The 21,218-nt window shown below is 73.6% G+C and carries 21 protein-coding genes; 8 read left to right on the top strand and 13 right to left on the bottom strand.

Annotated elements, in window-relative coordinates; translation table 11 throughout:
* Positions 1–95 precede the first annotated feature (95 nt).
* From RM779_RS08715 to RM779_RS08695, 5 genes are all read right to left on the bottom strand, one after another.
* The gene (locus RM779_RS08715; RefSeq protein WP_311617095.1) at positions 96–1,133 is read right to left on the bottom strand and encodes a lactonase family protein; all 1,038 of its coding nucleotides are present in this window, start codon (positions 1,131–1,133) and stop codon (positions 96–98) included.
* A gap of 75 nt (positions 1,134–1,208) precedes the next feature.
* Positions 1,209–1,424, bottom strand: a complete 216-nt coding sequence (locus RM779_RS08710; RefSeq protein ID WP_311617094.1) for a hypothetical protein — start codon at positions 1,422–1,424, stop codon at positions 1,209–1,211.
* A 47-nt stretch (positions 1,425–1,471) separates the two neighbouring features.
* Positions 1,472–1,690, bottom strand: a complete 219-nt coding sequence (locus RM779_RS08705) for a hypothetical protein (protein WP_311617093.1) — start codon at positions 1,688–1,690, stop codon at positions 1,472–1,474.
* Positions 1,691–1,731: 41 nt separating this feature from the next.
* Positions 1,732–2,427: a FadR/GntR family transcriptional regulator gene (locus tag RM779_RS08700; protein ID WP_311617092.1), complete on the bottom strand. Its 696-nt coding sequence runs from the start codon at positions 2,425–2,427 to the stop codon at positions 1,732–1,734.
* A 40-nt stretch (positions 2,428–2,467) separates the two neighbouring features.
* Positions 2,468–3,316: an AraC family transcriptional regulator gene (locus tag RM779_RS08695; RefSeq protein WP_311617091.1), complete on the bottom strand. Its 849-nt coding sequence runs from the start codon at positions 3,314–3,316 to the stop codon at positions 2,468–2,470.
* 334 nt (positions 3,317–3,650) lie between these two features.
* On the opposite strand from RM779_RS08695, the gene RM779_RS08690 reads away from it, so the two are divergent.
* Genes RM779_RS08690 through RM779_RS08680 form a run of 3 tightly spaced genes read left to right on the top strand, consistent with a single transcriptional unit; the run spans position 3,651 to position 6,783 of the window.
* Positions 3,651–4,919: an extracellular solute-binding protein gene (locus RM779_RS08690; RefSeq protein ID WP_311617090.1), complete on the top strand. Its 1,269-nt coding sequence runs from the start codon at positions 3,651–3,653 to the stop codon at positions 4,917–4,919.
* Entirely contained in the window at positions 4,916–5,881 is a 966-nt protein-coding gene (locus RM779_RS08685) for a carbohydrate ABC transporter permease (protein WP_311617089.1), read from the top strand. The genes RM779_RS08690 and RM779_RS08685 overlap by 4 nt, the downstream gene beginning before the upstream one ends.
* A gap of 17 nt (positions 5,882–5,898) precedes the next feature.
* On the top strand, positions 5,899–6,783 hold the full coding sequence (locus RM779_RS08680; protein ID WP_311617088.1) for a carbohydrate ABC transporter permease: 885 nt from the start codon (positions 5,899–5,901) through the stop codon (positions 6,781–6,783).
* 45 nt (positions 6,784–6,828) lie between these two features.
* On the opposite strand, the gene RM779_RS08675 is transcribed toward RM779_RS08680, so the two are convergent.
* The 3 genes from RM779_RS08675 to RM779_RS08665 all read right to left on the bottom strand — a co-directional run bounded on the left by RM779_RS08675 (position 6,829) and on the right by RM779_RS08665 (position 9,494).
* Entirely contained in the window at positions 6,829–7,683 is an 855-nt protein-coding gene (locus RM779_RS08675) for an amidohydrolase family protein (protein ID WP_311617087.1), read from the bottom strand.
* Positions 7,680–8,699: an aldo/keto reductase gene (locus RM779_RS08670; RefSeq protein WP_394813253.1), complete on the bottom strand. Its 1,020-nt coding sequence runs from the start codon at positions 8,697–8,699 to the stop codon at positions 7,680–7,682. Before RM779_RS08670 ends, RM779_RS08675 begins: the two co-directional genes overlap by 4 nt.
* A gap of 111 nt (positions 8,700–8,810) precedes the next feature.
* Entirely contained in the window at positions 8,811–9,494 is a 684-nt protein-coding gene (locus RM779_RS08665; RefSeq protein ID WP_311617086.1) for a FadR/GntR family transcriptional regulator, read from the bottom strand.
* A gap of 146 nt (positions 9,495–9,640) precedes the next feature.
* Between RM779_RS08665 and RM779_RS08660 the strand changes: the two genes are divergently transcribed.
* Together RM779_RS08660 and RM779_RS08655 are read left to right on the top strand one after the other, a co-directional pair.
* Entirely contained in the window at positions 9,641–10,972 is a 1,332-nt protein-coding gene (locus RM779_RS08660) for an enolase C-terminal domain-like protein (protein WP_311617085.1), read from the top strand.
* Positions 10,969–11,736, top strand: a complete 768-nt coding sequence (locus RM779_RS08655) for an SDR family NAD(P)-dependent oxidoreductase (protein WP_311617084.1) — start codon at positions 10,969–10,971, stop codon at positions 11,734–11,736. The genes RM779_RS08660 and RM779_RS08655 overlap by 4 nt, the downstream gene beginning before the upstream one ends.
* Positions 11,737–11,766: 30 nt before the next feature.
* Here RM779_RS08655 and RM779_RS08650 read toward each other — a convergent pair whose 3' ends face one another.
* The 3 genes from RM779_RS08650 to RM779_RS08640 are packed head-to-tail and all read right to left on the bottom strand — an operon-like array spanning position 11,767 to position 14,207.
* Positions 11,767–12,372 carry a bifunctional 4-hydroxy-2-oxoglutarate aldolase/2-dehydro-3-deoxy-phosphogluconate aldolase gene (locus RM779_RS08650; RefSeq protein WP_311617083.1) on the bottom strand — a complete coding sequence of 202 codons (606 nt, stop codon included), beginning with the start codon at positions 12,370–12,372 and terminating at the stop codon, positions 11,767–11,769.
* Positions 12,369–13,220, bottom strand: a complete 852-nt coding sequence (locus tag RM779_RS08645) for an IclR family transcriptional regulator (protein ID WP_311617082.1) — start codon at positions 13,218–13,220, stop codon at positions 12,369–12,371. Before RM779_RS08645 ends, RM779_RS08650 begins: the two co-directional genes overlap by 4 nt.
* A gap of 3 nt (positions 13,221–13,223) precedes the next feature.
* Positions 13,224–14,207 carry a sugar kinase gene (locus RM779_RS08640; RefSeq protein ID WP_311617081.1) on the bottom strand — a complete coding sequence of 328 codons (984 nt, stop codon included), beginning with the start codon at positions 14,205–14,207 and terminating at the stop codon, positions 13,224–13,226.
* A 230-nt stretch (positions 14,208–14,437) separates the two neighbouring features.
* On the opposite strand from RM779_RS08640, the gene RM779_RS08635 reads away from it, so the two are divergent.
* A complete protein-coding gene (locus tag RM779_RS08635) occupies positions 14,438–16,264 on the top strand; it encodes a serine/threonine-protein kinase (RefSeq protein WP_311617080.1) in 1,827 nt (608 codons plus the stop codon).
* Between the two features lie 25 nt (positions 16,265–16,289).
* Positions 16,290–16,787, top strand: coding sequence for a hypothetical protein (locus tag RM779_RS08630; protein ID WP_077062670.1), 498 nt, complete (start codon positions 16,290–16,292; stop codon positions 16,785–16,787).
* Between the two features lie 27 nt (positions 16,788–16,814).
* Here the strand turns inward: RM779_RS08630 and RM779_RS08625 are convergent, their stop codons facing one another.
* Positions 16,815–17,936, bottom strand: coding sequence for a phosphotransferase (locus RM779_RS08625; protein ID WP_311617079.1), 1,122 nt, complete (start codon positions 17,934–17,936; stop codon positions 16,815–16,817).
* A gap of 235 nt (positions 17,937–18,171) precedes the next feature.
* Between RM779_RS08625 and RM779_RS08620 the strand changes: the two genes are divergently transcribed.
* The gene (locus RM779_RS08620) at positions 18,172–19,650 is read left to right on the top strand and encodes a DNA-binding protein NsdB (RefSeq protein WP_311617078.1); all 1,479 of its coding nucleotides are present in this window, start codon (positions 18,172–18,174) and stop codon (positions 19,648–19,650) included.
* 92 nt (positions 19,651–19,742) lie between these two features.
* Here the strand turns inward: RM779_RS08620 and RM779_RS08615 are convergent, their stop codons facing one another.
* On the bottom strand, positions 19,743–21,149 hold the full coding sequence (locus RM779_RS08615) for a PP2C family protein-serine/threonine phosphatase (RefSeq protein WP_311617077.1): 1,407 nt from the start codon (positions 21,147–21,149) through the stop codon (positions 19,743–19,745).
* Between the last annotated feature and the right edge of the window lie 69 nt (positions 21,150–21,218).

The raw sequence follows: 21,218 nt of genomic DNA, 5'->3' as shown, positions 1-21,218 counted from the left end.
CCTCGGCACCGAGACGGGCCCGGTGGTGGAACGCGGGCGAGGCCGGCGGGCCCGGCGCCGCCTGGCCGACGTTCGGCCGCACCCTCTCCGCGGGCCTATGCCCGCAGGGGCTCGGGGGCGACGCAGGCCGGGGCGGCCACGGTGAGCCGGTGCGACTCGCGCAGGACCCCGGTGGCCGGATCGAGGGTCAGCACCACCACGGCGTCCGCCTGCTGCGCGGCCACGTACAGCCGGTCATCGGTCACGGCGAAGTGGCGGGGCCAGGCGGCGTTCAGCGCGTACTCGGCGACCGGCACGGCCGAGCCGCCGGTGAGGTCGAACACGCTGATCGTGTCGGGCCCGCGGTTGGACAGGAAGCCGAAGCGCCCGTCGGGGGAGAGGGAGAACTGCGCGGGCATGTTGGCGTCCGGCCGCCGGGAGGCGGGGGCCGACCCGAGAACGGAGAAGACGCCGGGCGTCTCCTCCGTCACGGTCAGCAGCCCGGCGGCCAGCTCGGCCACGACGTAGGCGCGGCTGCCCGCCCCCGGCCTGATCAGCTGCCGCGGTCCCGTGCCCGCCGGCAGCGGCCCCGCCGCGACCCGCTCCATCGTGCCCGCGGGGCTCAGCCGGTAGGACCACAGGGTGTCGCTCCCCAGGTCGGTCACGGTCACCAGCGTTCCCGCCGCGTCCAGCGTGACCATGTGCGCGTGCGGCCCCTCCTGCCGGTCCGCCACGGGGCCGGAACCGCTGTGCTCGGCCAGGTCGGTGCGCACCGTCGGCGCGCCCCGGTCGTCGAGGGCGATCACCGCGGCGCTGCCCGAGCCGTAGTTGGCGGCGAGCAGGTGCCGCGCGTCCGGCGTGACGACCAGGTGGCAGGGCTCCGCGCCGCCGGTCGGCACCGTGCCGAGGACCGTGGCGCGGGTGCCGTCCGCGCTCAACTCCACGGCGGTGACCGTGCCCTCGGCCCGCTCGTGCACCGCGTAGACGACGGGCAGCCGGGGGTGCCAGGCCAGCCAGGAGCAGTCCGGCAGGTCGAGCTCCTGCACGCGGTCGGGGACGCCGCTGCGGGCGTTCTCCCTGAGGACGGTGATCCCGGGGCGGGCGTCACCGTTCCCCTGCGTGTAGGAACCGACGCAGAAGAGTCGGCCCGCCATGTCCGTGCCTCCGTTCGGTGCCGGACCGCCGGGTGGCGGACGCGGTGATCCTCACCGTACCCGGGGCGCCGCCGGTCAGTCGTAGGTATAGGTGCTGCTGCCGAAGATGGCGGCGTGCTCCAGGACGTCCTCCAGCGGGTCGTCGATCTGGCCCGTGTTCACCAGGGCGAACCGGGAGCCGATCGTCGTCTGCCCCGAGTAGTGCTCGTCGGCGTCCGCGGACCCGGAGGCGAGCCCCGCCGCGCCGAAGGTCGCGAGCGCCAGCAACGGCCAGCGTGCCCATGCGTTCATGTCCGCCCCTTTTCTCGTTCCGGACTGAAGGTGCTTCGGTCGTCTAATCACCCGGACATCCAAAAAGTTACGGTGGAGAACAGGTCGTATGACCGTGCGTCAGGTGATGCCCCGCTCCGGGCGAAGCAGACCACGTACCCCGCCCCGGTATTCGCGTCGAGGGTGCACTCCTGAGGCGGAACGGGATGCGGCGCGCCGTGCCCCGAGGTGGTCACGGCCGCCACGGCCACCGCGGTGGCGACGACGAGTTTGGCTGTGACGAACATGTCGCACAGCGTAAGAAGCGGGCCCCGTGACCGGTCGCGCCTCAGTCCACGGCCAGATGCTCCCTGAGCCAGTCCTCGACCTCGACGATGTGGGCCTCGGCCCGCAGCCTGGCGCGGTCCGGATCGCGGTCGCGCAACGCGGTGAGGATCGCCCGGTGTTCGCCGACCGTGCGTTCCACGGCCCGCGCGTCGGTCTTGCCGCGCCAGATCCGCGCGCGGGTCGTCCCGCCGGACATCCCCTCGATGACGGCGGCCAGCACCGGGTTGCCGGAGGCGCCGTTGACCAGGGCGTGGAAGCGCAGGTCGTTCTCCACGAGGGCGGTGTGGTCGACCTCGGCCCCCCGTACCAACTCCTCCGCCTCCCGCAGCAGTTCCTCAAGCTCCGCGAGCGTGGTGGGCTGGATGCGGGTGGCGGCCAGGGCCGCGGCCTGCGGTTCGAGGAGGCGGCGCACCTGGAAGAACTGGAGCACCGTCCGGTCCCGCTGCACGTCGACGGCGAAGCCGAGCGCGGCGAGCAGCATGTCGGGCGCCAGGGTGGTGACGTAGGTGCCGTCGCCCTGCCGGGTGCTCAGCACGCCCATCGCGGCCAGGGCGCGGACGGCCTCGCGCAGGGAGCTGCGGGAGACCCCCAGCCGCGCCGCGAGGTCCTTCTCCACGGGCAGCCGGTCGCCGGGACCGATCTCCCCGGAGATCAGCATGCCCTTGAGACTGTCCACGGCGTCGTCGATCAGTCCCACGGCACCATCCCGTTCATCCCGTTCATCCCGTTCATACCAGTCATCCGATCGTCCGGTCGTCCGGTCGGGGTGCTGCGGTCATTGTGCCGTGCCTGGCGCGGCGCGGAGACATGCCGTAGCGCCGCCGGAACGCCTTGTTGAACGTCTGGAGATCGCCGAAACCGACCGAGTGCGCAACGGTTTTGACCGGCATCCCGGTGGACGTCAGGAGGGTGCGGGCGCGGGCCAGCCTGCGGTGTCTGACGTGCGCCACGACCGTCTCGCCGACCTGGGTGCGGAAGAGGCGGGTGAGGTGGTTGGGGGAGATTCCGGCGAGGCGGGCGAGGAAGGTGACGCTCATCCGCTCGTCGAGGTGCGCGTCGACGTGGTCGAGCACCGCGGCCACCGCCGGGTGCATGCCGCGCGTGTCCCGGTCCGCGGCCGCGGTCATGGTCTCCAGCCGGCACAGCAGGGACCACAGGTCGGCCCGCGCCCGGTGCGGCGCGGTGCCGCTCGCGGCGCGCGCGGACTCGAACAGTTCGCGGATGCGCGGCAGTTCCGTGCCGCAGTCCAGCGCGGACGGCAGCGCCGCGGTGGGCGCGCCCGCGGCCGGCAGGTGGAAGTGCGCGAAGAGGTGGACCGAGGGGCCGACGTAGTGGAACCGGTGAACGGTGCCGGGCGGGATCAGGCTCAGCCAGCCGGGGGCGAGCGTCACGCGGTGCGGGCCGATCGCCAGGCGCCCGTGGTAGCCGTACAGGTGGAGGGACCACAGGTCGTCGAGGCACCACTCCTCCACGGTGCAGGCCGTTCCGTGGTGGCCGATGTCCACCCTCGCGATGTCCGGCGGGCGCCCGAGCGGAACCCGCCACACGGCCATGGTGCTTTCCGCCGACTCCCCGCTTTCCGCCATCGGCCGACCATACGTCGGATGTTCCGGTCTCTTCCATACCTGTGCACGACCAGCGCCCGACCCCGCTGCGTGACCATATCCGCACGCTGGGGGCACGTTTTACCTGGGCCTGTGCCGCGGAGTGAGGGAAATGGACCAGCGGTGCACGGGTACGACCATTGGCGCCCAGGGGGCGGACTCCTACGCTCATACGTCAGATGAAAGCCGTCGGTCCTGGCTGAATTCGGCCTGAGCCGGATGTGTGCCGCCCAGAGCAGCCAAGAGGTGTGATGCCGACCTTCTCCTGTCCCCCGCGGGTCCGCGCGGCCCGTTCCGTGTCACCTGGCGGGCCCGGATGACGGCCCGTCCGCCCTCGCGCCGCGCCGTTCTGCGGGGCGCGGCGGCCGGTGCGGCGCTCGCGGCCGGCACGGCCTCGGGTTGCGGCTTCAGCCGCGGCTCCGGCGACGGTCTGGTCTTCGGGTTCCACGGCGACTCGATCGCCATCGACACCTACCAGCGGGTCGCCGAGCTGTACCAGCGCCGCAATCCCGGCGCGCGCGTCCGCTGCACCTACGCCGACTCGCTCGGCTTCTTCCAGCGACTGCCGCTGATGTTCCGCGCGGGCACCGCGCCCGACGTGGTCATCGTCGCCGAGAGCTGGGTCTCCGGGCTCAGCCAGCTGGGCGGCTACGCGGACCTGACCCGGTTCCTGGAACGGGACGGGCTCGGCGAGGACACCTGGGTGCCCGGCGCGCTGACTCCCGCCCGCATCGAGGGGCAGACGCTGTGCCTGCCGTGCTTGGTCTATCCCAAGGGCATCGCGTACAACCGGACGTTGCTGCGGGAGGCCGGGATGCCGGACCCGCGGCCCGGCTGGCGCGAGGCGCAGTTCGTGGAGACGGCCGCCGCCGTCGCGCATGGCTCGGGCGCGGGGCGCGTCTGGGGTCTGCACAACGGGTTCGGCACGGCGCAGCCGTGGGATGTGCCGACGATCCACGGCAGCCTGCCCTTCGACCCGTACGAGCGCCGCATGACGGCCACGGACCCGCGGGTGGTCTCCTCGCTCCAGCTGCTTGCCGACCTGGTGCACGAGCACGACGCGATGCCGGGCGCCGCGCAGGAGCAGGACACGGTCAACTTCACCAGCGGCCGGTTCGGGCTCGCACTGTTCGCCGGGTACTCCCTGACGGCCTGGACGGAGCAGATCGGCTCCCGTTTCGACTGGGGCGTGGTGCCCTTCCCCGCGGAGTGGTCGGGCACCTACCAGAACAACAACGCGGCGGTGTTCGAGGGCTCCCGGCGCAAGGAGGAGGCGTTCGCGTTCGCCCGCTTCCTCTCCACCGACCCCGAGGCGCAGGAGATGCTCGCCCCGCTGGGCACCCCCGCGCTGCGGGAGACCGCGGGTACCTGGCAGCGCGGCCTGCCCGCCGCGGCGGCGGAGTACCCCTGGCCGGAGCTGATCCAGCAGATGGGGGACCAACTCGTCGCCTACCAGGGCGGGGTGTTCAACAAGATCTGGGACGTCCTGGGCGGCGCGGTGCAGGCCGTGGAGAACACCGGCAAGCCCGTCGGGCAGGCGCTGCACGAGGTGCAGGAACGCGGAACGGAGATCTTGCGCGCATGAACGCCCTCCACACCCCGACGACACGCGCCCGCGAGGCCGCGCCCCCCGCCCCGCGGCGCGCGGAACGGCCGACCCGGTGGCAGCGTTTCCGCCGCTCGGAGTCCGCGGCGTTCTACCTCTTCCTCGTGCCCTGGATCGTCGGCCTCGTCGGGCTGACCCTGGCGCCGATGCTGTTCTCGCTCTACGCCGGGTTCACCCGCTGGGACGGCGTGCACAGCCCCGAGTGGATCGGCCTGGCGAACTTCCGGGTGATGTTCGGCTCCGACCCCGACTTCTGGCCGTCCTTCGGCCGCACCTTCTACTACGCGGGGGCCCGGGTGGCGCTCGGGGTGCTGATGGCCCTGGCGCTGGCCGCGATCCTCAACACCCGCCTGCCGGGACGCACGTTCTTCCGCACCGTCTTCTTCCTGCCGGCGATCGTCACCGGCGTGCCGATGTTCGTCGTCTGGTCGTGGATGTTCGACCCCAGCGGCGGCATCCTCAACTACCTGCTGGACAAGGTGGGGATCGCGGGCCCGGCGTGGCTGGGCAGCACCACCTGGTCGATGCCCGCGCTGATCCTCATGAGCCTCACCGCGACCGGCGGCACCATGATCATCTTCCTGGCGGGGCTCCAGGGCATCCCCGTCGAGTTGCGGGAAGCCGCGATCGTGGACGGCGCCGGCTGGTGGCACCGCTTCCGCGCGGTGACCGTGCCGCTGCTGTCGCCCGTCATCCTCTTCAACGTGGTCATGGGACTGATCACCTCGCTCCAGGTATTCGCCGAACCCTTCGTGATGACCCAGGGCGGACCTGAGCGGTCCACCTACGTGTTCGGCATGTACCTCTACAACGAGGCGTTCTGGTACTCCAACGTCGGCTACGCCTCGGCGCTGGCGTGGGTGCAGTTCCTGGTCATCGTCGCCCTGACCGTCCTGGTCCTCCGGTTCGCCCGGCGGCGCGTCCACTACATGGGCTCCTGAGGGGAGTTGGATCAGCCATGACCGCCACCGCCCCCGCGCCCCGGTCGCGCACCACCCTGCGCCTGTCGCTGACGCGCGGCCGGATCGCCCTGGTCCCGCTGTACGTGCCGCTCTGCATCGCCGCGTTCTTCTTCATCCTGCCCTTCGTGTGGATGCTCTCGGGCGCCTTCAAGGACCCCAGCGAAATCGCCGCCTACCCACCGCGGTTCATCCCCGACGGGCTGGGCACGGGCAACTTCACGGAGGCCGCCGCGGGGGTCTCGCTGTGGCGCTACCTGGGCAACTCGGTCCTGGTCGCGGTCGTCTCCACCGTGGGCACCCTCTTCTGCTCCACCCTCGCGGCGTTCGCGTTCGCCTATCTGCGGGCCCCCGGCCGCAATCTGCTGTTCGGCCTCGTGCTGTCCACGATGATGCTGCCGCCGTTCATCATCCTGATCCCGTCCTACAGCCTTTACCAGTGGCTCGGCTGGCTGGACACCTATCTGCCGCTGACCGTGCCGCACTTCCTCGGCGTGGGCTGCGCGTTCTACATCTTCCTGCTGCGGCAGTTCTTCCTCGGCATACCGCGCGAGCTGTTCGAGGCCGCGCGGATCGACGGGGCCGGGCGGCTGCGCCAGTACTGGCAGATCGCGCTCCCGCTGGCCAAGCCGGCGCTGGTCACGGTGACCCTCTTCCAGTTCGTCGCATCCTGGAACGACTTCTTCGGCCCGCTGATCTTCCTGACGGACTCCTCGAAGTTCACGCTCCCCGTGGGCATCCGCTTCTTCCAGGGGCTTTACACCACCGACTACGGGGCGCTGATGGCGGCCAGCTGCGTCAGCGTGCTGCCGGTGCTGCTGCTGTTCCTGGTCGCGCAGCGGTTCTTCGTCCAGGGCATCGCCACCACCGGCGGGAAGGGCTGAGCGGCCGTGCGCCGGGCCCCGGCCCGCCGCACGGCCGCCGGGCCGTCACGCGGGCGGCAGGCCGTAGACGCGCTCCGCCGTGCCGCCGAAGACCTCGGCCCGTTCCGCGGCGGAGAGCGCGGACGTCAACTCCTCGGCGGCGGCGGCGACCTGCCCGTAGTCCGCGGCCAGCAGGCAGACCGGCCAGTCGGAGCCGAACATCAGCCGGGAGGCGCCGAAGACCTCCAGGGCCCGCTCCGCGTACGGCCGCAGATCGGCGACGGTCCACCGGGCCCAGTCCGCCTCCGTCACCAGGCCGGACAGCTTGGCGTGGACGTTCGGCTCCGCCGCCAGGGTGGCGATCAGCTCCGCCCAGGGCTCGGTGCGGCCCGCGGCGATCGGCGGCTTGGCTAGGTGGTCGAGCACGAACGTCAGCCCGGGCAGCGCCCGCACCGTTTCGATCGCCGCGGGCAGCTGGTGGGGGAGGATCAGCAGGTCGTACACCAGACCCGCGTCGGCGACCGCGGCAAGACCGGCGCGCACGTCGGCCCGGCACAGCCAGCGCGGATCGGCCTCACCCTGCACCCCGTGCCGCACCCCGGCCAGCAGGTGGCCGCCGGGGGCGGCGCGCAGCCGGGCCAGCAGGTCCGCGACGGCCGCGCCGCGCGTCAGGTCCGCCCAGCCGACGACCCCGGCGACCAGCTCGCTGCCCGCGGCGAGCGCCAGGAACTCCGTGGTCTCCTCGGCGTCCGGCAGCACCTGCACCAGGACGCTGCGGCCGACGCCGGCCTCGGCCGCCGGGCCCGCCAGCTCGTCCAGGAGCACCGTGCGGTGGATCGACGCCATGCTCGCGGCGCCGAGCCAGGGCTGCGGCCTGCGGCCGAGGTCCCAGACGTGGTGGTGCGCGTCGACCCGGGTCATGGGCCCGCCTCCCCTTCCGGCTCGTTCAACTCGTTCAACTCCTCCGGTTCGTTCAATTCATCCGGTTCGTTCAGCTCGTCCCATAGAGCGTCCGGCACCTCCGTGGCGGCGTGTTCGGCGTTCCGCGCGACCTCCTCCGCGGTACGCGCCCCCACGACCACCCCGGTCACCGCGGGGTGCCGCAGCGGGAACTGGAGCGCCGCGGCGGCCAGCGGCACCCCGTGGGCGGCGCACCGCCCGGCCAGCCGCCGGGCGCGGCGCAGCACCCGCTCGGGGACGGGCGCGTAGTTGTAGTGCGCGCCGGACGAAGGGGCGGCGAGCACGCCGCTGTTGAACACCCCGCCGACCAGCACGCCCGTCCCGCGCGCCGCGCAGCGCGGCAGCAGGTCCCGCGCCGCCTCCCGGTCGAGCAGGGAGTAGCGGCCCGCGACCAGCACGCAGTCCACGTCGGTCTCCGCGACGAACCGGGACAGCATGGCGCACTGGTTCATGCCCACTCCGATCGCCTTCACCACGCCCTCCTCGCGCAGCCGGGCCAGGGCCGGGTACGCCTCGCGGACGGCCGGCTCCCAGTGCGCGTCCGGGTCGTGGATCAGGACCACGTCGAAGGAGTCGAGGCCGGCGCGCTCCAGGCTCTCGGCCAGGGAACGGCGCACGCCCTCGGAGCTGTAGTCCCGCACCCGCACCCGGTCCGGAGCGCCCTCGAAGCCCTCGGCGTCCGCCCTGGCCTCGGCCGGCGTCGCGGGCCGCAGCAGCCGCCCCACCTTGGTCGACAGCACGGCCTCGGCCCTGGGGCGGCCCGCGAGGAACGCGCCGAGCCGTTCCTCCGCGAGCCCGGCGCCGTAGTGCGGGGCCGTGTCGAAGTAGCGGATGCCCGCGTCCCAGGCGGCGGCGAGCGTGTCCGCGGCCTGCTCGTCGTCGACCGCGGAGAACAGGCCGCCCAGCGGGCCGGTGCCCAAGCCGACCCGCCCGACCCGGACGCCGGAACGCCCCAGCGGGGCGGTGGTGCCGATCACCGCGCACGCCCCAGGGCGTGCGGCCCGGCGGTGGCGGCGCGCCACGCGCCGCCGCGGAGTGGCGGAAGGTCGGAATGCAATCGCATGGCTCTCCTGGGGGCTGAGGCGAGATCAGTCCGCGCCGAGGTGGTCGCGCAGCCAGCGTTCGGTGCTGCTGACGTGCACCAGGGCGGCGGCCTCCGCGAGGGCGGCGTCCCGGTCGGCCAGGGCGGCGTAGATGGTCTCGTGCTCGGTCAGGGTCAGGCCCGAGGCGTCCTCGTCGACCAGGCCGCGCCAGACCCGCGCCCTGAGCGTGCTGCTGGAGATGCCCTCCAGCAGGGAGACGAGTGTCTCGTTGCCGGTCGCCGCGAGCACGGCCCGGTGGAACGCCGCGTCGTGCTCGGTCAGCAGTTCGGCATCGTCCCGCGCCGCACGCATCGCGTCCAGATGCCGGCGCACCTCCGCGAGCTGCGCGGCACCGATTCTGGTCGCCGCGAGCCCGGTCGCGACCGGCTCGAACAGCCGTCTGACCTCCGTCAGCTGCAACAAGGTCTCGCCGCGCAGCATTTCGACCGCGGTGCCGAGACCGTCGAGGAGGAGGTGCGGCTCCAGGCTCGTCACATACGTGCCGTCGCCCCTGCGGATCTCCAGCACGCGGGAGACCACCAGCGCCTTCACGGCCTCCCGCATGAGGTTGCGCGACAGGCCGAGATCCGCCGCGAGCTGCTGCTCCGGCGGCAGCTTGGCGCCCGGGAGCAGCTCACCGGACTGGATCAGCTCCCTGATGCGGGTGATGGCCTTGTCGGTCAATGACACGGGGCGGCAGCCTAACAAAGAGATCCCATGTCTTGAAAGGATGAGTCGTTGCCTTCTCCCGGAAATGGGACACGATGCGGCGCTTCTCCGTCATGGGGTGGACGTCCGTCGCCATGGCAACTATAAATCGATCCCATGTCCAAGCGATGTGTTTCCCCTGCGCCCTGGTGGTCCCCGTGGCCGAGGTGATCAGCGCCGTCGAGGTGGCCGACGTGCGGTTCCCGACCTCGCGGGAGCTGGACGGCTCCGACGCGATGAACCCCGAGCCCGACTACTCGGCGACCTACGTGACCCTGCGCACCTCCGACGGAGCCGAGGGCTTCGGCCTCGCGTTCACCATCGGACGCGGCAACGAGATCACCGCCGCGGCCGTGCGCGCCCTCCAGCCGCTGGTGACGGGGCTGCCGGTGGACGACCTGCTGGCCGACCTCGGCGCGTTCTCCCGGCGCCTGACCGGCGACGGCCAGCTGCGCTGGCTCGGGCCCCACAAGGGCGTCATCCACATGGCGGCCGGCGCGGTCGTCAACGCGGCGTGGGACCTGTACGCGCGGCGGGCCGGCAAACCGCTGTGGGACCTGCTGGCCTCCCTCAGCCCCGAACAGCTCGTCGCCCTCGTCGACTTCCGTTACCTGAAGGACGCACTCACCCGCGAGGAGGCCCTGGACATCCTGCGCGCCGCGGAGCCGGGCCGCGCGGCACGCCGCGCCCGGCTGCTGGCCGACGGCTACCCCGCCTACACCACCACCCCCGGCTGGCTCGGCTACACCGACGACAAGCTGGTGCGGCTGGCCCGCGAGGCGGTCGCCGAGGGGTTCACCCAGATCAAGCTGAAGGTGGGCACCGACCCCGAGGCCGACCTGCGGCGGATGCGGCTGGCCCGCGAGGCCGTCGGCCCCGGGGTGCGCATCGCCGTCGACGCCAACCAGGCGTGGGGCGTGGGGCAGGCCGTCGAGTGGCTGCGCCCGCTGGCGCCCTACGAGCCGTACTGGATAGAGGAGCCCACGTCGCCCGACGATGTCCTCGGACACGCCGCGATCCGCCGCGCCGTCGCCCCCGTCAAGGTCGCCACCGGCGAGCACTGCCACAACCAGGTGATGTTCAAGCAGCTGCTCCAGGCCGAGGCCATCGACGTGCTCCAGCTCGACGCGGCCCGCGTCGCAGGCGTCACGGAGAACGTGGCGATCCTGCTGCTCGCCGCCAAGTTCGGCATTCCGGTCTGCCCCCACGCCGGGGGCGTCGGCCTGTGCGAGATGGTGCAGCACCTGGCCATGTTCGACTTCGTCGCCGTCAGCGGCAGCACCGAGGACCGCGTCATCGAGTACGTCGACCACCTGCACGAACACTTCACCGCCCCGGTCACGGTGCGCGACGGGCGTTACCTCGCGCCGGCCACGCCCGGCCTGGGCGCCGAGATGCACGCCGCCTCCATCGCCGACCACAGCTACCCCGACGGACCCGTCTGGAGCACCGCGCCATGAGCGAAACCGTCATCGAGAACGCCGAGTTCACCGGGCTTTCCGCCATCGTCACCGGGGGCGCCGCGGGCATCGGCCTGGCCACCGCCGCCCTGCTGGCCGGCCGCGGCGCCCGCGTCGCCTGCCTCGACCTCGTCCCGGAGGTGCCCGCCCCGCTGACCGGCATCCGCGCCGACGTGGCCGACGACGAATCGGTCAGGGCCGCGGTCGCCCAGGCCGCCGAGACGTTCGGCGGCCTGGACATCCTCGTCAACAACGCGGGGATCGGCGCCCAGGGCACCATCGAGGACAATCCCGACGAGGAGTGGCGCCGCGTCCACGAGGTCAACGTGCTCGGTATCGTCCGTACCACCCGCGCCGCACTGCCCCACCTGCGCCGCTCCGCGCACGCGGCGATCGTCAACACCTGCTCCGTCGCCGCCACCGCGGGACTGCCCAACCGGGCCCTGTACTCGGCCACCAAGGGCGCGGTGCTCGCCCTCACCCGGGCCTGCGCCGCCGATCTGGTCCGCGACGGCATCCGCGTCAACTGCGTCAACCCCGGAACGGTCGACACCCCGTGGATCGGGCGCCTCCTGGCCGCCGCGCCCGACCCGGAGGCGGAACGGGCCGCGCTGCGGGCGCGGCAGCCCACCGGCAGGCTCGTCGCGCCCGAGGAGGTCGCTGCCGCCATCGCCTACCTGGCGGGACCGCTGGCCGGTGGGACCACCGGCACCGACCTCGCCGTCGACGGCGGCATGGCCGGTCTGCGGGTCCGCCCCACCTGACCGGCTGACCGCCTGCCGCCGGGCCCCGCGCTACTGCGTGGCACCCATCAGGCGGGCGAGCAGCGGCAGTTGCTCCGGGTCGTCGAGGGCGGAACCGACCGCGACGGCCCGGCAGCCCGCCGCGAGGAAGTCCGCGGCGGAGTGCGCGTCGAGACCGCCGGTGGCCACGAACGACACGTCGGGGAACGGACCGCGCTGCGCGCGAATCCACCCCGCGCCGAGCTGCGCCGCGGGGAACGCCTTCAGCCAGTGCAGGCCCAGCGCGCGCGCCCGGGAGATCTCCGTCGCCGTGGCCACGCCCGGCAGGTGCGGCAGCCCCCGCTCCCGGCACGCCTCGGCCACCTCGGGCAGCAGACCGGGCGCCACGGTGAACGCCGCGCCGGCCGCCGCCACCTCCGCGACCTGCTCCGCCGAGGTCACCGTGCCCGCGCCGACCACCCGGCCCCGCTCCCGCCCCGCGGCCACCGCGGCGCGCAGCGAGGGCATCGCCGTCGGGTCCTGCACGGTGACCTCGACCAGCTCGATGCCCAGATCCCAGGCCCGCTCGCACGTGTCGACGGTGCGGGGAACGTCGTAACCGCGGAAGATTCCCATCACGGGACCCGCCGCGAAAGCCTGCTCGAAGAAGTCGGTCATGGGGTGCTGCCTTCCGTGGTGATGCCGGTACCGGTGTGCGTGGGGGTGGGCGTGGGGGTGTGGGTGTGGGTGTGTGCGGCGGGGTTCGTGGCGTCGGCGGCCGGGGGCCCGGCCCAGCCCAGCTCGCGCGAGACGCGCTCCCCGACGGCCCGCAGATCGGCCAGCCGTTCGCGCAGCGCGGGGAGCGGGGCCACCGCGGCGAGCGCGGTGACGGACATGGCGGCCCGTACCCGGCCCGTCGCGTCCCACAGCGGCAGGGCCAGGCAGTTGACGAACGGCTCGCCCTCCGCGTCGTCCTCGGCCCAGCCCCGGTCGGCGACCGCGGCCAGCTCGGCCCGCAGCGCCTCGGGGCGGGTGATCGTCGTCGGGGTGAGCGGCGCGAAGTCGGCGCGCGCCAGCAGCCGTTCGCGCAGCGGCGGCTCCAGATGGGCCAGGATCGCCTTCGACACGGCGGCGGTGTGCAGCACCGCCGGCCTGCCGATGCGCGAGCGCAGCCGCGTCGGCCCGCTCCCGTCCACCTTGTCGAGGTAGACGATCTCGTCGTCCTCCAGCGCCGCCAGGTGCACGGTGTGGCCGCAGGACTCGGCGAGCGCCGCGAGATGGGGGTGCGCGATCTCCCGGACGTCGAGCTGGTCGAGCACCTGCTGCGCCAGCGCGATCACCCGGAATCCCGCGGCGTAGCTGCCGTCGGGCCGCCGCCGCGCGAAGCCGGCGGTCTCCAGGGTGCGCAGCAGCCGCAGGGCCGTCGACTTGTGCACGCCGAGCAGCGCGGCGGTCTCGCCGAGCGAACGGGGCCGCTCGGCGACGAACCCGACGATGTCCAGGGCGCGCGCCACCGTCTGCGACACGGCTCAGCCCTCGCCGTCCGCCGCGGCGCCCGCCCGCCACCGCGCCGGCGGCACCCCGATGCGGCGGCAGATCTCCTCGGTCGGGGGCAGCGTTCCCTGGTCGCTGATGCTCTCCAGGGCCGCGCCCGCCGCCAGGTGTCCGAGGCGCAGGCGCGCGCCGTGGTCGAGGCCGCGCAGCAGCCCGGCGAGCCACCCGGCGGCGAACGCGTCGCCCGCGCCGACCGGCTCCACGACCGCCACGGCCGGGGCCGGCTCGCGCACCACCGTGTCGCCGTCGAAGCAGACCGCCTCTTCGGCGCCCTGCTTCACCACCAGGCACACCGGGGCGCCGATCAGCTCGCGCACGTCGGCCGCGTCGGACACCGGCCACAGCCGTGCCGCCTCGTCCAGGCCGACGAACACCACGTCCGCCGCCCTGGCCAGCCGCAGCAGCTCGGGCCCCGCGTCCCGGTCCCACAGCGCGGGCCTGTGGTTGACGTCGAAGCTCACCATGGCACCGGCGACGGGCCGCTGAAGCATCAGGTGCTCGACGAGGTCGCGGCAGCCGGGGGCGAGGACCGGCGTGATCCCGCTGAGGTGGACCACCCGCGGTCCGGCCGCGACCACGGGACCGACGGCCGTGCGGTCCATGGCGGCCGCGGCGGAGCCGGCGCGGTAGTAGTAGACGGAACTGCCCGCGGGAGCCGGGTCCTTGAAGTACACGCCGGTCGGCAGGCGCGGATCGCGCTCGACGAGCCTGAGGTCGACCCCGGCCTCGTCGAGCGCCGTCAGCAGCAGATCGCCCAGCGGGTCCGCGCCCACCCGGCTCGCCCACGCCGCGCGGTGGCCGAGCGCCACGAGGGCCATCGCGACGTTCGACTCGGCCCCGCCGGGGCGCAGCACCAGCTCGGACCGGCCGTCGATCCTGCCCCCGGGCAGCGGTGTCACCTGCGCCATCGTCTCCCCGAGGCACACCACCTCCGGTGGTATTGCATATGTCGCAACCATGATGCGTATGTTAGCGCGCCACCATCGCCGTTCTCCCGGCGGCCCCATGTCGCCACTTCGCGTGAATCCCCGTGCACCGGGACCGCGGACCGCGACCGCGGAGCGCCGGTCCCGGAAGCGCCGGAAAGCGCTCTTTCCCCGTACTTGGCATAAGAAAGGCGCCCGCTGGAAGCCATACTGGAGACAGTGGGGGCTTCGGAGAGCCGAATGACGGGGGCGAGTGACGGGCGATGGCGGAACGCGCTCTGATCCAAGGCCGCTACCAGCTGCTCGATCTCATCGGGCGTGGTGGCATGGGCGAGGTATGGCATGCTCGCGATGAGGCGCTGGACCGGCGCGTCGCGGTCAAGTGCCTCAAACCGCTGGGCCCGCGGCAGGAAGAGCCCTTCCTGCGCGTGCTGCGGGAACGGTTCCGGCGCGAGGCCCGCGTGGCCGCGGGCCTCCAGCACCGCGGCGTCACCGTCGTGCACGACTTCGGCGAGTCCGACGGTGTGCTGTACCTGGTGATGGAGCTGCTCGACGGCAGGAATCTGAGCGAGCTGCTGCACGAGCGCAGACCCGCGCCGCTGCCCGTGGCGGACGTCGCCGACATCGCCGACCAGGTGGCCGCGGCCCTGGCCTACACCCACGAGCAGGGCATCGTCCACCGCGACCTGAAGCCGGCCAACGTCATGCGGCTGAGCGACGGCACCGTCAAGATCTGCGATTTCGGCATCGCGAGGCTCGCCCACGACATCGGCCTCAGCGCAAAACTGACCAGCGCCGGCATGGCCATGGGCACCCCGCACTACATGTCGCCCGAGCAGATCGCCGGGCTCAATGTGGACCATCGCAGCGACCTCTACTCGTTCGGCTGCGTCCTGTACGAAATCGCCACCGGTGCCCCGCCGTTCGACCTCGGCGACCCGTGGGCCATCCTCGTCGGGCACCGTGACACCCCGCCGGAGCCGCCCCGCGCCCACCGGCCGGATCTCCCCGAGGACATCCAGGACTTCATCCTCGCCCTCCTCGCCAAGAATCCGGACGACCGCCCCGAGGAGGCCGCCCACCTGGCCCGCGGGCTCGTCGCCGCCGCGCACCGCGGCACCACCGCGCTGCGCGTGCCGCCGCCCCGCCCGACCGAGCGGCTCCCGGCGTGGACCCGCGGCATGCGGGCCGGGTCGCGTGCCTCCGGCTCCTGGTCCCTGCGGCTGCCGCCGCCCGACCGCACCGCCGGCCTGACCGGCCAGTGGACCACCGGCCTGGCGCCGACCGTTCTCGTGCAGCGCCCCGCCGAACGTCGTGGCCCCGCCCCGGAGTACCTGGCCGTGCTGGCCAGCCGCCACCGGGCCGGCCTCAGCCTCGGGCGCCTCGGCCGGTGGGAGGAGGCGTGCGACGTCCACCGGGCGGTCGCCGCCGAGCGGGTGCGCGCCCTGGGCGAGAGCCACCAGGACACCCTGGAGAGCCAGTACGAGACCGCCTACGCCATGGCGCGCCTCGGCCGCTGGGCGCAGGCGCTCGACGGCCTGCTGCACGTGGCCGCCGCCCGCGCCCGGCTGCTCGGCGCGGACCATCCGGCCACCCTCGACGCGCGCTACGAGACGGGCATCTGCCTAGGCCGCCTCGGCCGGCCGGCCGAGGCCCTCGGCCTGTACACCGACCTGGTGCTGGCCAGGACCAGGTCGCAGGGCGCCGACCACCCCGAGACACTGCGCGCGCGGCACGGCCGTGGCATCAGCCTGGGCCGCCTCGGCCGGTGGGAGGAGGCGCTCGCCGAGGCCCGCGCGGTGTGGGCCGTCCGCGGCCGGGTGCTCGGCCCCGATCACCCGGACACCCTGGTCAGCCGCCGCGAGATCGCGGTCGCCCTGGGCTGGCTCGACCGGTGGGACGCCGCCCTTGAGGAGTACCAGCAGGTGCGGGCCGCCCGGGAGCGCGTGCTCGGGCCCGGCCACCCGGACGCACTCACCAGCCGCAACGACGAGGCGCACTGTCTGGAACAGCTCGGCAGGGCGGGGGAGGCGGTGGAGCTGTACCGGCAGGTGGCCACGCTCCAGGAGCACGGAGCGGCGGAGCGCTGATCCGGGCCCCACGTACCATGGCGACATGTCCTTTCTCCGCCGCCGCAACGCCGCTTCACCCGCCGGGCCCGATTTCGATGTGCTGGCCATGGACCCGGGCGACTGGCCTGGCGTTCTGGGTGCCGGACTGCTGCCTGCGCCCGATGGCAGCTGCCAGGGCGTGGTGCTGCGTTACGACTTGTTCGGCGGACGCGGCCCGGCCATGGTCATCGGGAATCTGCCGGAGGGCTCACCGGCCAGGGACATCGCCGACGGCGAGGTGCCGTTCGAGGTGCACCAGTTGCTGATGGCTTTGGAGATGGACGACGAGGTGCGGGCCACCGGCCGCGAAGAGGTCCCCGTGATGCACGAGGGGAATCTGCTGATCGTGCGCCGGATCACCTGCACGGAGGGCCGGATCTCCTGCGTCCAGTTCGACCGCAGCGACGGCGTGCTGGTCACCATCGCCAGCTGGGACCGTCCCATCACCGACGAGCTGTACCAGCTGCTCAAGCCGCTGCCCGCGGAGATGTTCCAGCGCTGAGGCGCCGCCCCTGCCCGGGGCGGCGCCTCAGCGGGTGCCGACCGCGGCGCGCACCGCCCGGCGGGTGAGTGACCGGTCCTCGTGGAGCCGCCGCAGCAGCAGCCGCCGCCGTTCGCCGAGGGCCGGCCCGTTTCCCGAGCCGTCCGCGGCCCTGGCGGGCGCGGGCTGGCGCATCGTCCGCTGCACCGCGTCCTCGCACCGCCGGATCTCGCGGGTGAGCATCAGCATCAGGTTGACCAGGAACGCGTCCCGGCCGCGCGGCCCGGCCGCCTGGGCGGTCTGGCTGATCTGCCGGCGGGTCAGCGGGGCGTTCCGCAGCCCGGTCCACAGCGTCGCCAGGTCGTAGCCCGGCAGGTACCAGCCGGCGGCCGACCAGCCGATGAGCACGGGACCCGCGGGGGACATCAGTACGTCGGACAGCAGCGCACCGCCGTGGTTCAGCTGCCTGGGTAAGTCCTGGCGGCCTCCCGCGCACAGGCCGTGCAGCAGCGTCGTGAGGTCGTCGACGTCGCGGTCGGTCAGGAAGCCGAGGGTGTGGTAACGGGCCACCCGCACCGGGTAGTTGACGGCATCGGGCAGCAGGCCCGCCGGTGGCCGCCAGCCGTTGATGCGGGTGACGGCGCTGAGCGTGGCGCGCAGGTCGCCCGCGGCAGGCGCGAAGGGGTGCCGCGCCCCCGCCGTCGGGCGGCCGGGAACGAACTCGGTGATCAGCACGCAGCGGCCCGGATCGTCGGCGACCAGCCGCGGCACCCGCACCGGCGGCCGGTGCCGCACGAAGCCGCGGTGGACCGCTATGTCGCGGCGGAAGCGCTCGGCGGCCGCCCCCGCCGGGTCGAGCAGGCACTTCGCGACCACGGCGCGCCGCCCGTTCATGCCCGCGACGACCACGGAAGGACCGTTGTCGCCGAGGAGTTGGACCGGGCTGAATTCGGGGCAGATCTCAGTCACGGCGGACAGCACGACGCGCAGCCGTTCCCCTCTCGCGCCCGAGAATTCGAGGCGGCTCGTGGGCAATGGTGGCGCGGTCCCGGGGGCCTTGCGGGGGCGCTCCTCCGGTCCGCCGCCGGCCGCGCCGCCGGCCGCGCCGCCGGTACGGCCGCCCAGCTGCGGACGCTGCCGGTTGATCACGGGAGAGGGTGCTGAATACATAGGCGCACGTGGTCCCTTCGAGTGCCGGAAGGTTCGTGGCGCCCCCGGGCCGGGCCGGCCCTCGCACCCTGGGGAAATGCTCGGCGGTACACCGGCCCGGGGAAGCGCGGTGTCCACATCACTCCCTCGCGCGGGTGGCACACCATCTGGCGTGCCCTGGCGAACCATGGCGAATTGTCATGGGGCCCGGGCCTGGCGGTTACTGTCAACTCAGCCGAGATCCTGGGGGCTTGATGTGAGCAGACGACCCAACAACCGACTTGCGGACCTGTTCGGGCTCACCGGGTGGTCCAAGGGCGAACTCGCCAGACTGGTGAACCGCCAGGCGGCCGCCCAGGGCCATCCGCAGCTGGCAACGGACACGTCGCGGGTGCGGCGGTGGATCGACGTGGGGGAAACCCCGCGCGATCCGGTGCCGGAGGTGCTGGCGACCCTGTTCACCGAGCGACTCGGCCGTGTCGTGACCATAGAGGATCTCGGGTTGCGCCGGCCCGGGAACGCGGGGACGCGGCCGTCCGTGCACGGACTGCCGTGGGCACCCCGGCGCACAGCCGCGGTCCTCACCGAATTCACGGGAATGGACCTCATGCTCAACCGACGCGGCATGGTGGGCGCGGGCGCCGCGCTCGCCGCAGGATCAGCACTCAGCGACGCCATGCACGACTGGCTCCTGACCGCACCGGCTCAGGACGCCGCAAACCCCGACAATTCCCTGCTGAACGCCGACCCCGCCGGGCTCGACCGCTACGAGGCCGCCCCGGTGGGCTCCGAGGAGGTCGAGGCCCTGGAGCACTCCGTCGAGATCTTCCGGGCCTGGGACGCCGCGCGCGGCGGCGGCCTCCAGCGCAAAGCCGTGGTCGGCCAGCTGAACGAGGTGGGCGGCATGCTCGCCTACCAGCACCCGGCGCACCTCCAGCGGCGGCTGTGGGGCGTGGCCGCCAATCTGGCCGTGCTTGCCGGATGGATGTCCCACGACGTGGGCATGGAGCCCACGGCGCAGAAGTACTTCGTGATCGCCGCGCACGCCGCGAGGGAGGGCGGCGACCGGCCGCGCGCCGGGGAGGCGCTTTCGCGCGCCGCCCGCCAGATGGTGCACCTCGGCCGGCCGGACGACGCCCTGGACCTCATGCAGCTGGCCAGGTCGGGCATGGGCGAGGAGGCCCTGCCGCGGACCCGGGCGATGCTGTCCACCATCGAGGCGTGGGCGCAGGCGGCCATGGGCCGCGGCCAGGTCATGCGGCGGCTGCTCGGCGAGGCCGAGGAGCTGTTCGTCAGCGACCGGGCCAGCGTGCCCCCGCCCAGCTGGATGCAGATGTTCGACGAGGCCGACCTGCACGGCATGGAGGCGCTGGCCTTCCGAACCCTCGCCGAGCACGATCCGGCGGCGGCCAGGCCGGCCGACCAGCACGCCAGACAGGCCCTCGCGCTGCGCGTGGACCAGCGGCAGCGATCGCGGATCTTCGACCAGATCACCCTGGCCTCGGCCTGTTTCATCGCCGACGACCCCGACCAGGCCGACCGTTACGCCCGGCTGGCGCTGGCCGCCATCGGGGAGAACTCCTCGCACAGGACCTGGCACCGGCTGCGGGAGATGTACCGCCTCACCGGCTACTACGCCGAGTACCCGCGGATCGCCGCGCTCCGTGAGGAGATCGAGGAGGCGATCCCGGCGCGCGCCTTCGGCGGCTCGCCCCCGGTGGCCCGCCTGGTCTGAGGCGGCAGGTGCCGCCGCCCGTCCGTGCCGTCCGAGGGAGCGGCACGGACGGGCGACGCGAACGCCGCCTCGCGCGCGGGCCGGCGCCGCGGTCAGCCCCTTACCCGGGCCACCAGCACGCAGGCGTCGTCCTCGCGGCCCCTCTCCCCGCAGGCATCCACCAGCACCCGCAACGCTTCCAGCGCGCTCGACGCCGCACCGAGGCGCGGGGCCAGCTCGATCAGCCGGCCGTCCCCGCCGTGCCCGGAGCGGCCACCGGGCGGGATGTCCGAAAACAAGCCATCCGTGTGGAGCACCAGCACATCTCCCGGCTCAAGACGGTCGGCGCGCTGCTCGTACGCGACGCCGGTGACTGCGCCGAGCAGCGGCCCGGCCGGACGCGGCAGCGCCCAGCCGGTACCGTTCCGGCACAGCAGCGGGGCCGGGTGCCCGGCCTGCGCCCAGCGCAGCAGCCGGCCCTCCGGCTCGTACCGGCAGCACAGCGCGCCGGCGAGCACCGGATGCACCCCCCGGTCGAGCAGCTCGTTGAGGTGGCCGAGCAGCACCCCCGGCTCGCTGCCGGTCAGCCCGATGCCGCGGATCGCGCCGAGCGTCGTCGCCGCCCCCGCCGCGGCGGCCGGGCCGCGCCCCGACAGGTCGCCCACGCTCAGCAGGCGGGCGCCGTCCGGCAGTTCGAGCACGTCGTACCACTTGCCGCCCATCGGGGCGCCCGGCCGGGCGGGCAGGTAGCGGGCGGCCAGCTCCAGCGAACCGGGCAGCCCGTCGGCGCGGCCCGGCTCGGGCGAGCCGAGCCACGGGGCGAGCGCCGAGTCCTCCAGGCCGATGGCCAGCCCGTGCCCGGCCCTGGCGAGGCCGTGCTGCGCCCGCAGCTCGTCCAGGTCCTGCTCCCCGGCCTCGGTCGGTGCGACGGCGCTGCGCCGCACCTCGCTCACGTCGCGGATCATGGCCCACATCGCCACCGTGCCGCCCCGGTCGTCGAGCACCGGTTCGCCCGCCATCTGCACGGTCCGCTGCGAGCCGTCCGCGCGCATGATCCTGAACTCGCAGTCCATGGGCCGCCCGTCCACCAGGCAGCCGGTGACGGCGGCGGTCAGCGTCGGCTGGTCCTCGGGGGGCAGAAAGGACGGCAGCTGGTCCAGCGTGAGCGGCCCCTCCTGTACCGGCCTGCCGAAGATCGAGAACAGCTCCTCCGACCACACCGCGCCGTCGGTCAGCAGGTTCCACTCGGCACTGCCGATCCGCATGCCGAGCCGGGCCCGCCCATCGGGGGCCTGGACCGATCTGAGCTGGTCGAGCTGCTCGCCGACGTCCTCCAGCCGGTGCGCGGCCAGCGCCCAGACGGCGTGCCGTATGCCGTGCTCGGCGCCGTCCGCCGACTCCCCGAGCCGTGCGGCGTTCAGGTCGTCGCGCAGGCGGCGGGCACGCGCGATGAGATCGTCGAGCGCACCCCCCGCGGGAACATCGTTCGCGGGGTGTTCCGGGTTCTGGGAGGGAAGCATGGGTGATCCCCGTTACGGCGCGGTCGGGCCTGACAGGCCGGAGCAGACGACTCCAGACTGTTGCACAGC

Source organism: Streptomyces johnsoniae, from assembly GCF_031845565.1.
GTDB lineage: Bacteria > Actinomycetota > Actinomycetes > Streptomycetales > Streptomycetaceae > Streptomyces > Streptomyces johnsoniae.
This window is presented reverse-complemented; position numbering and strand designations above follow the sequence as displayed.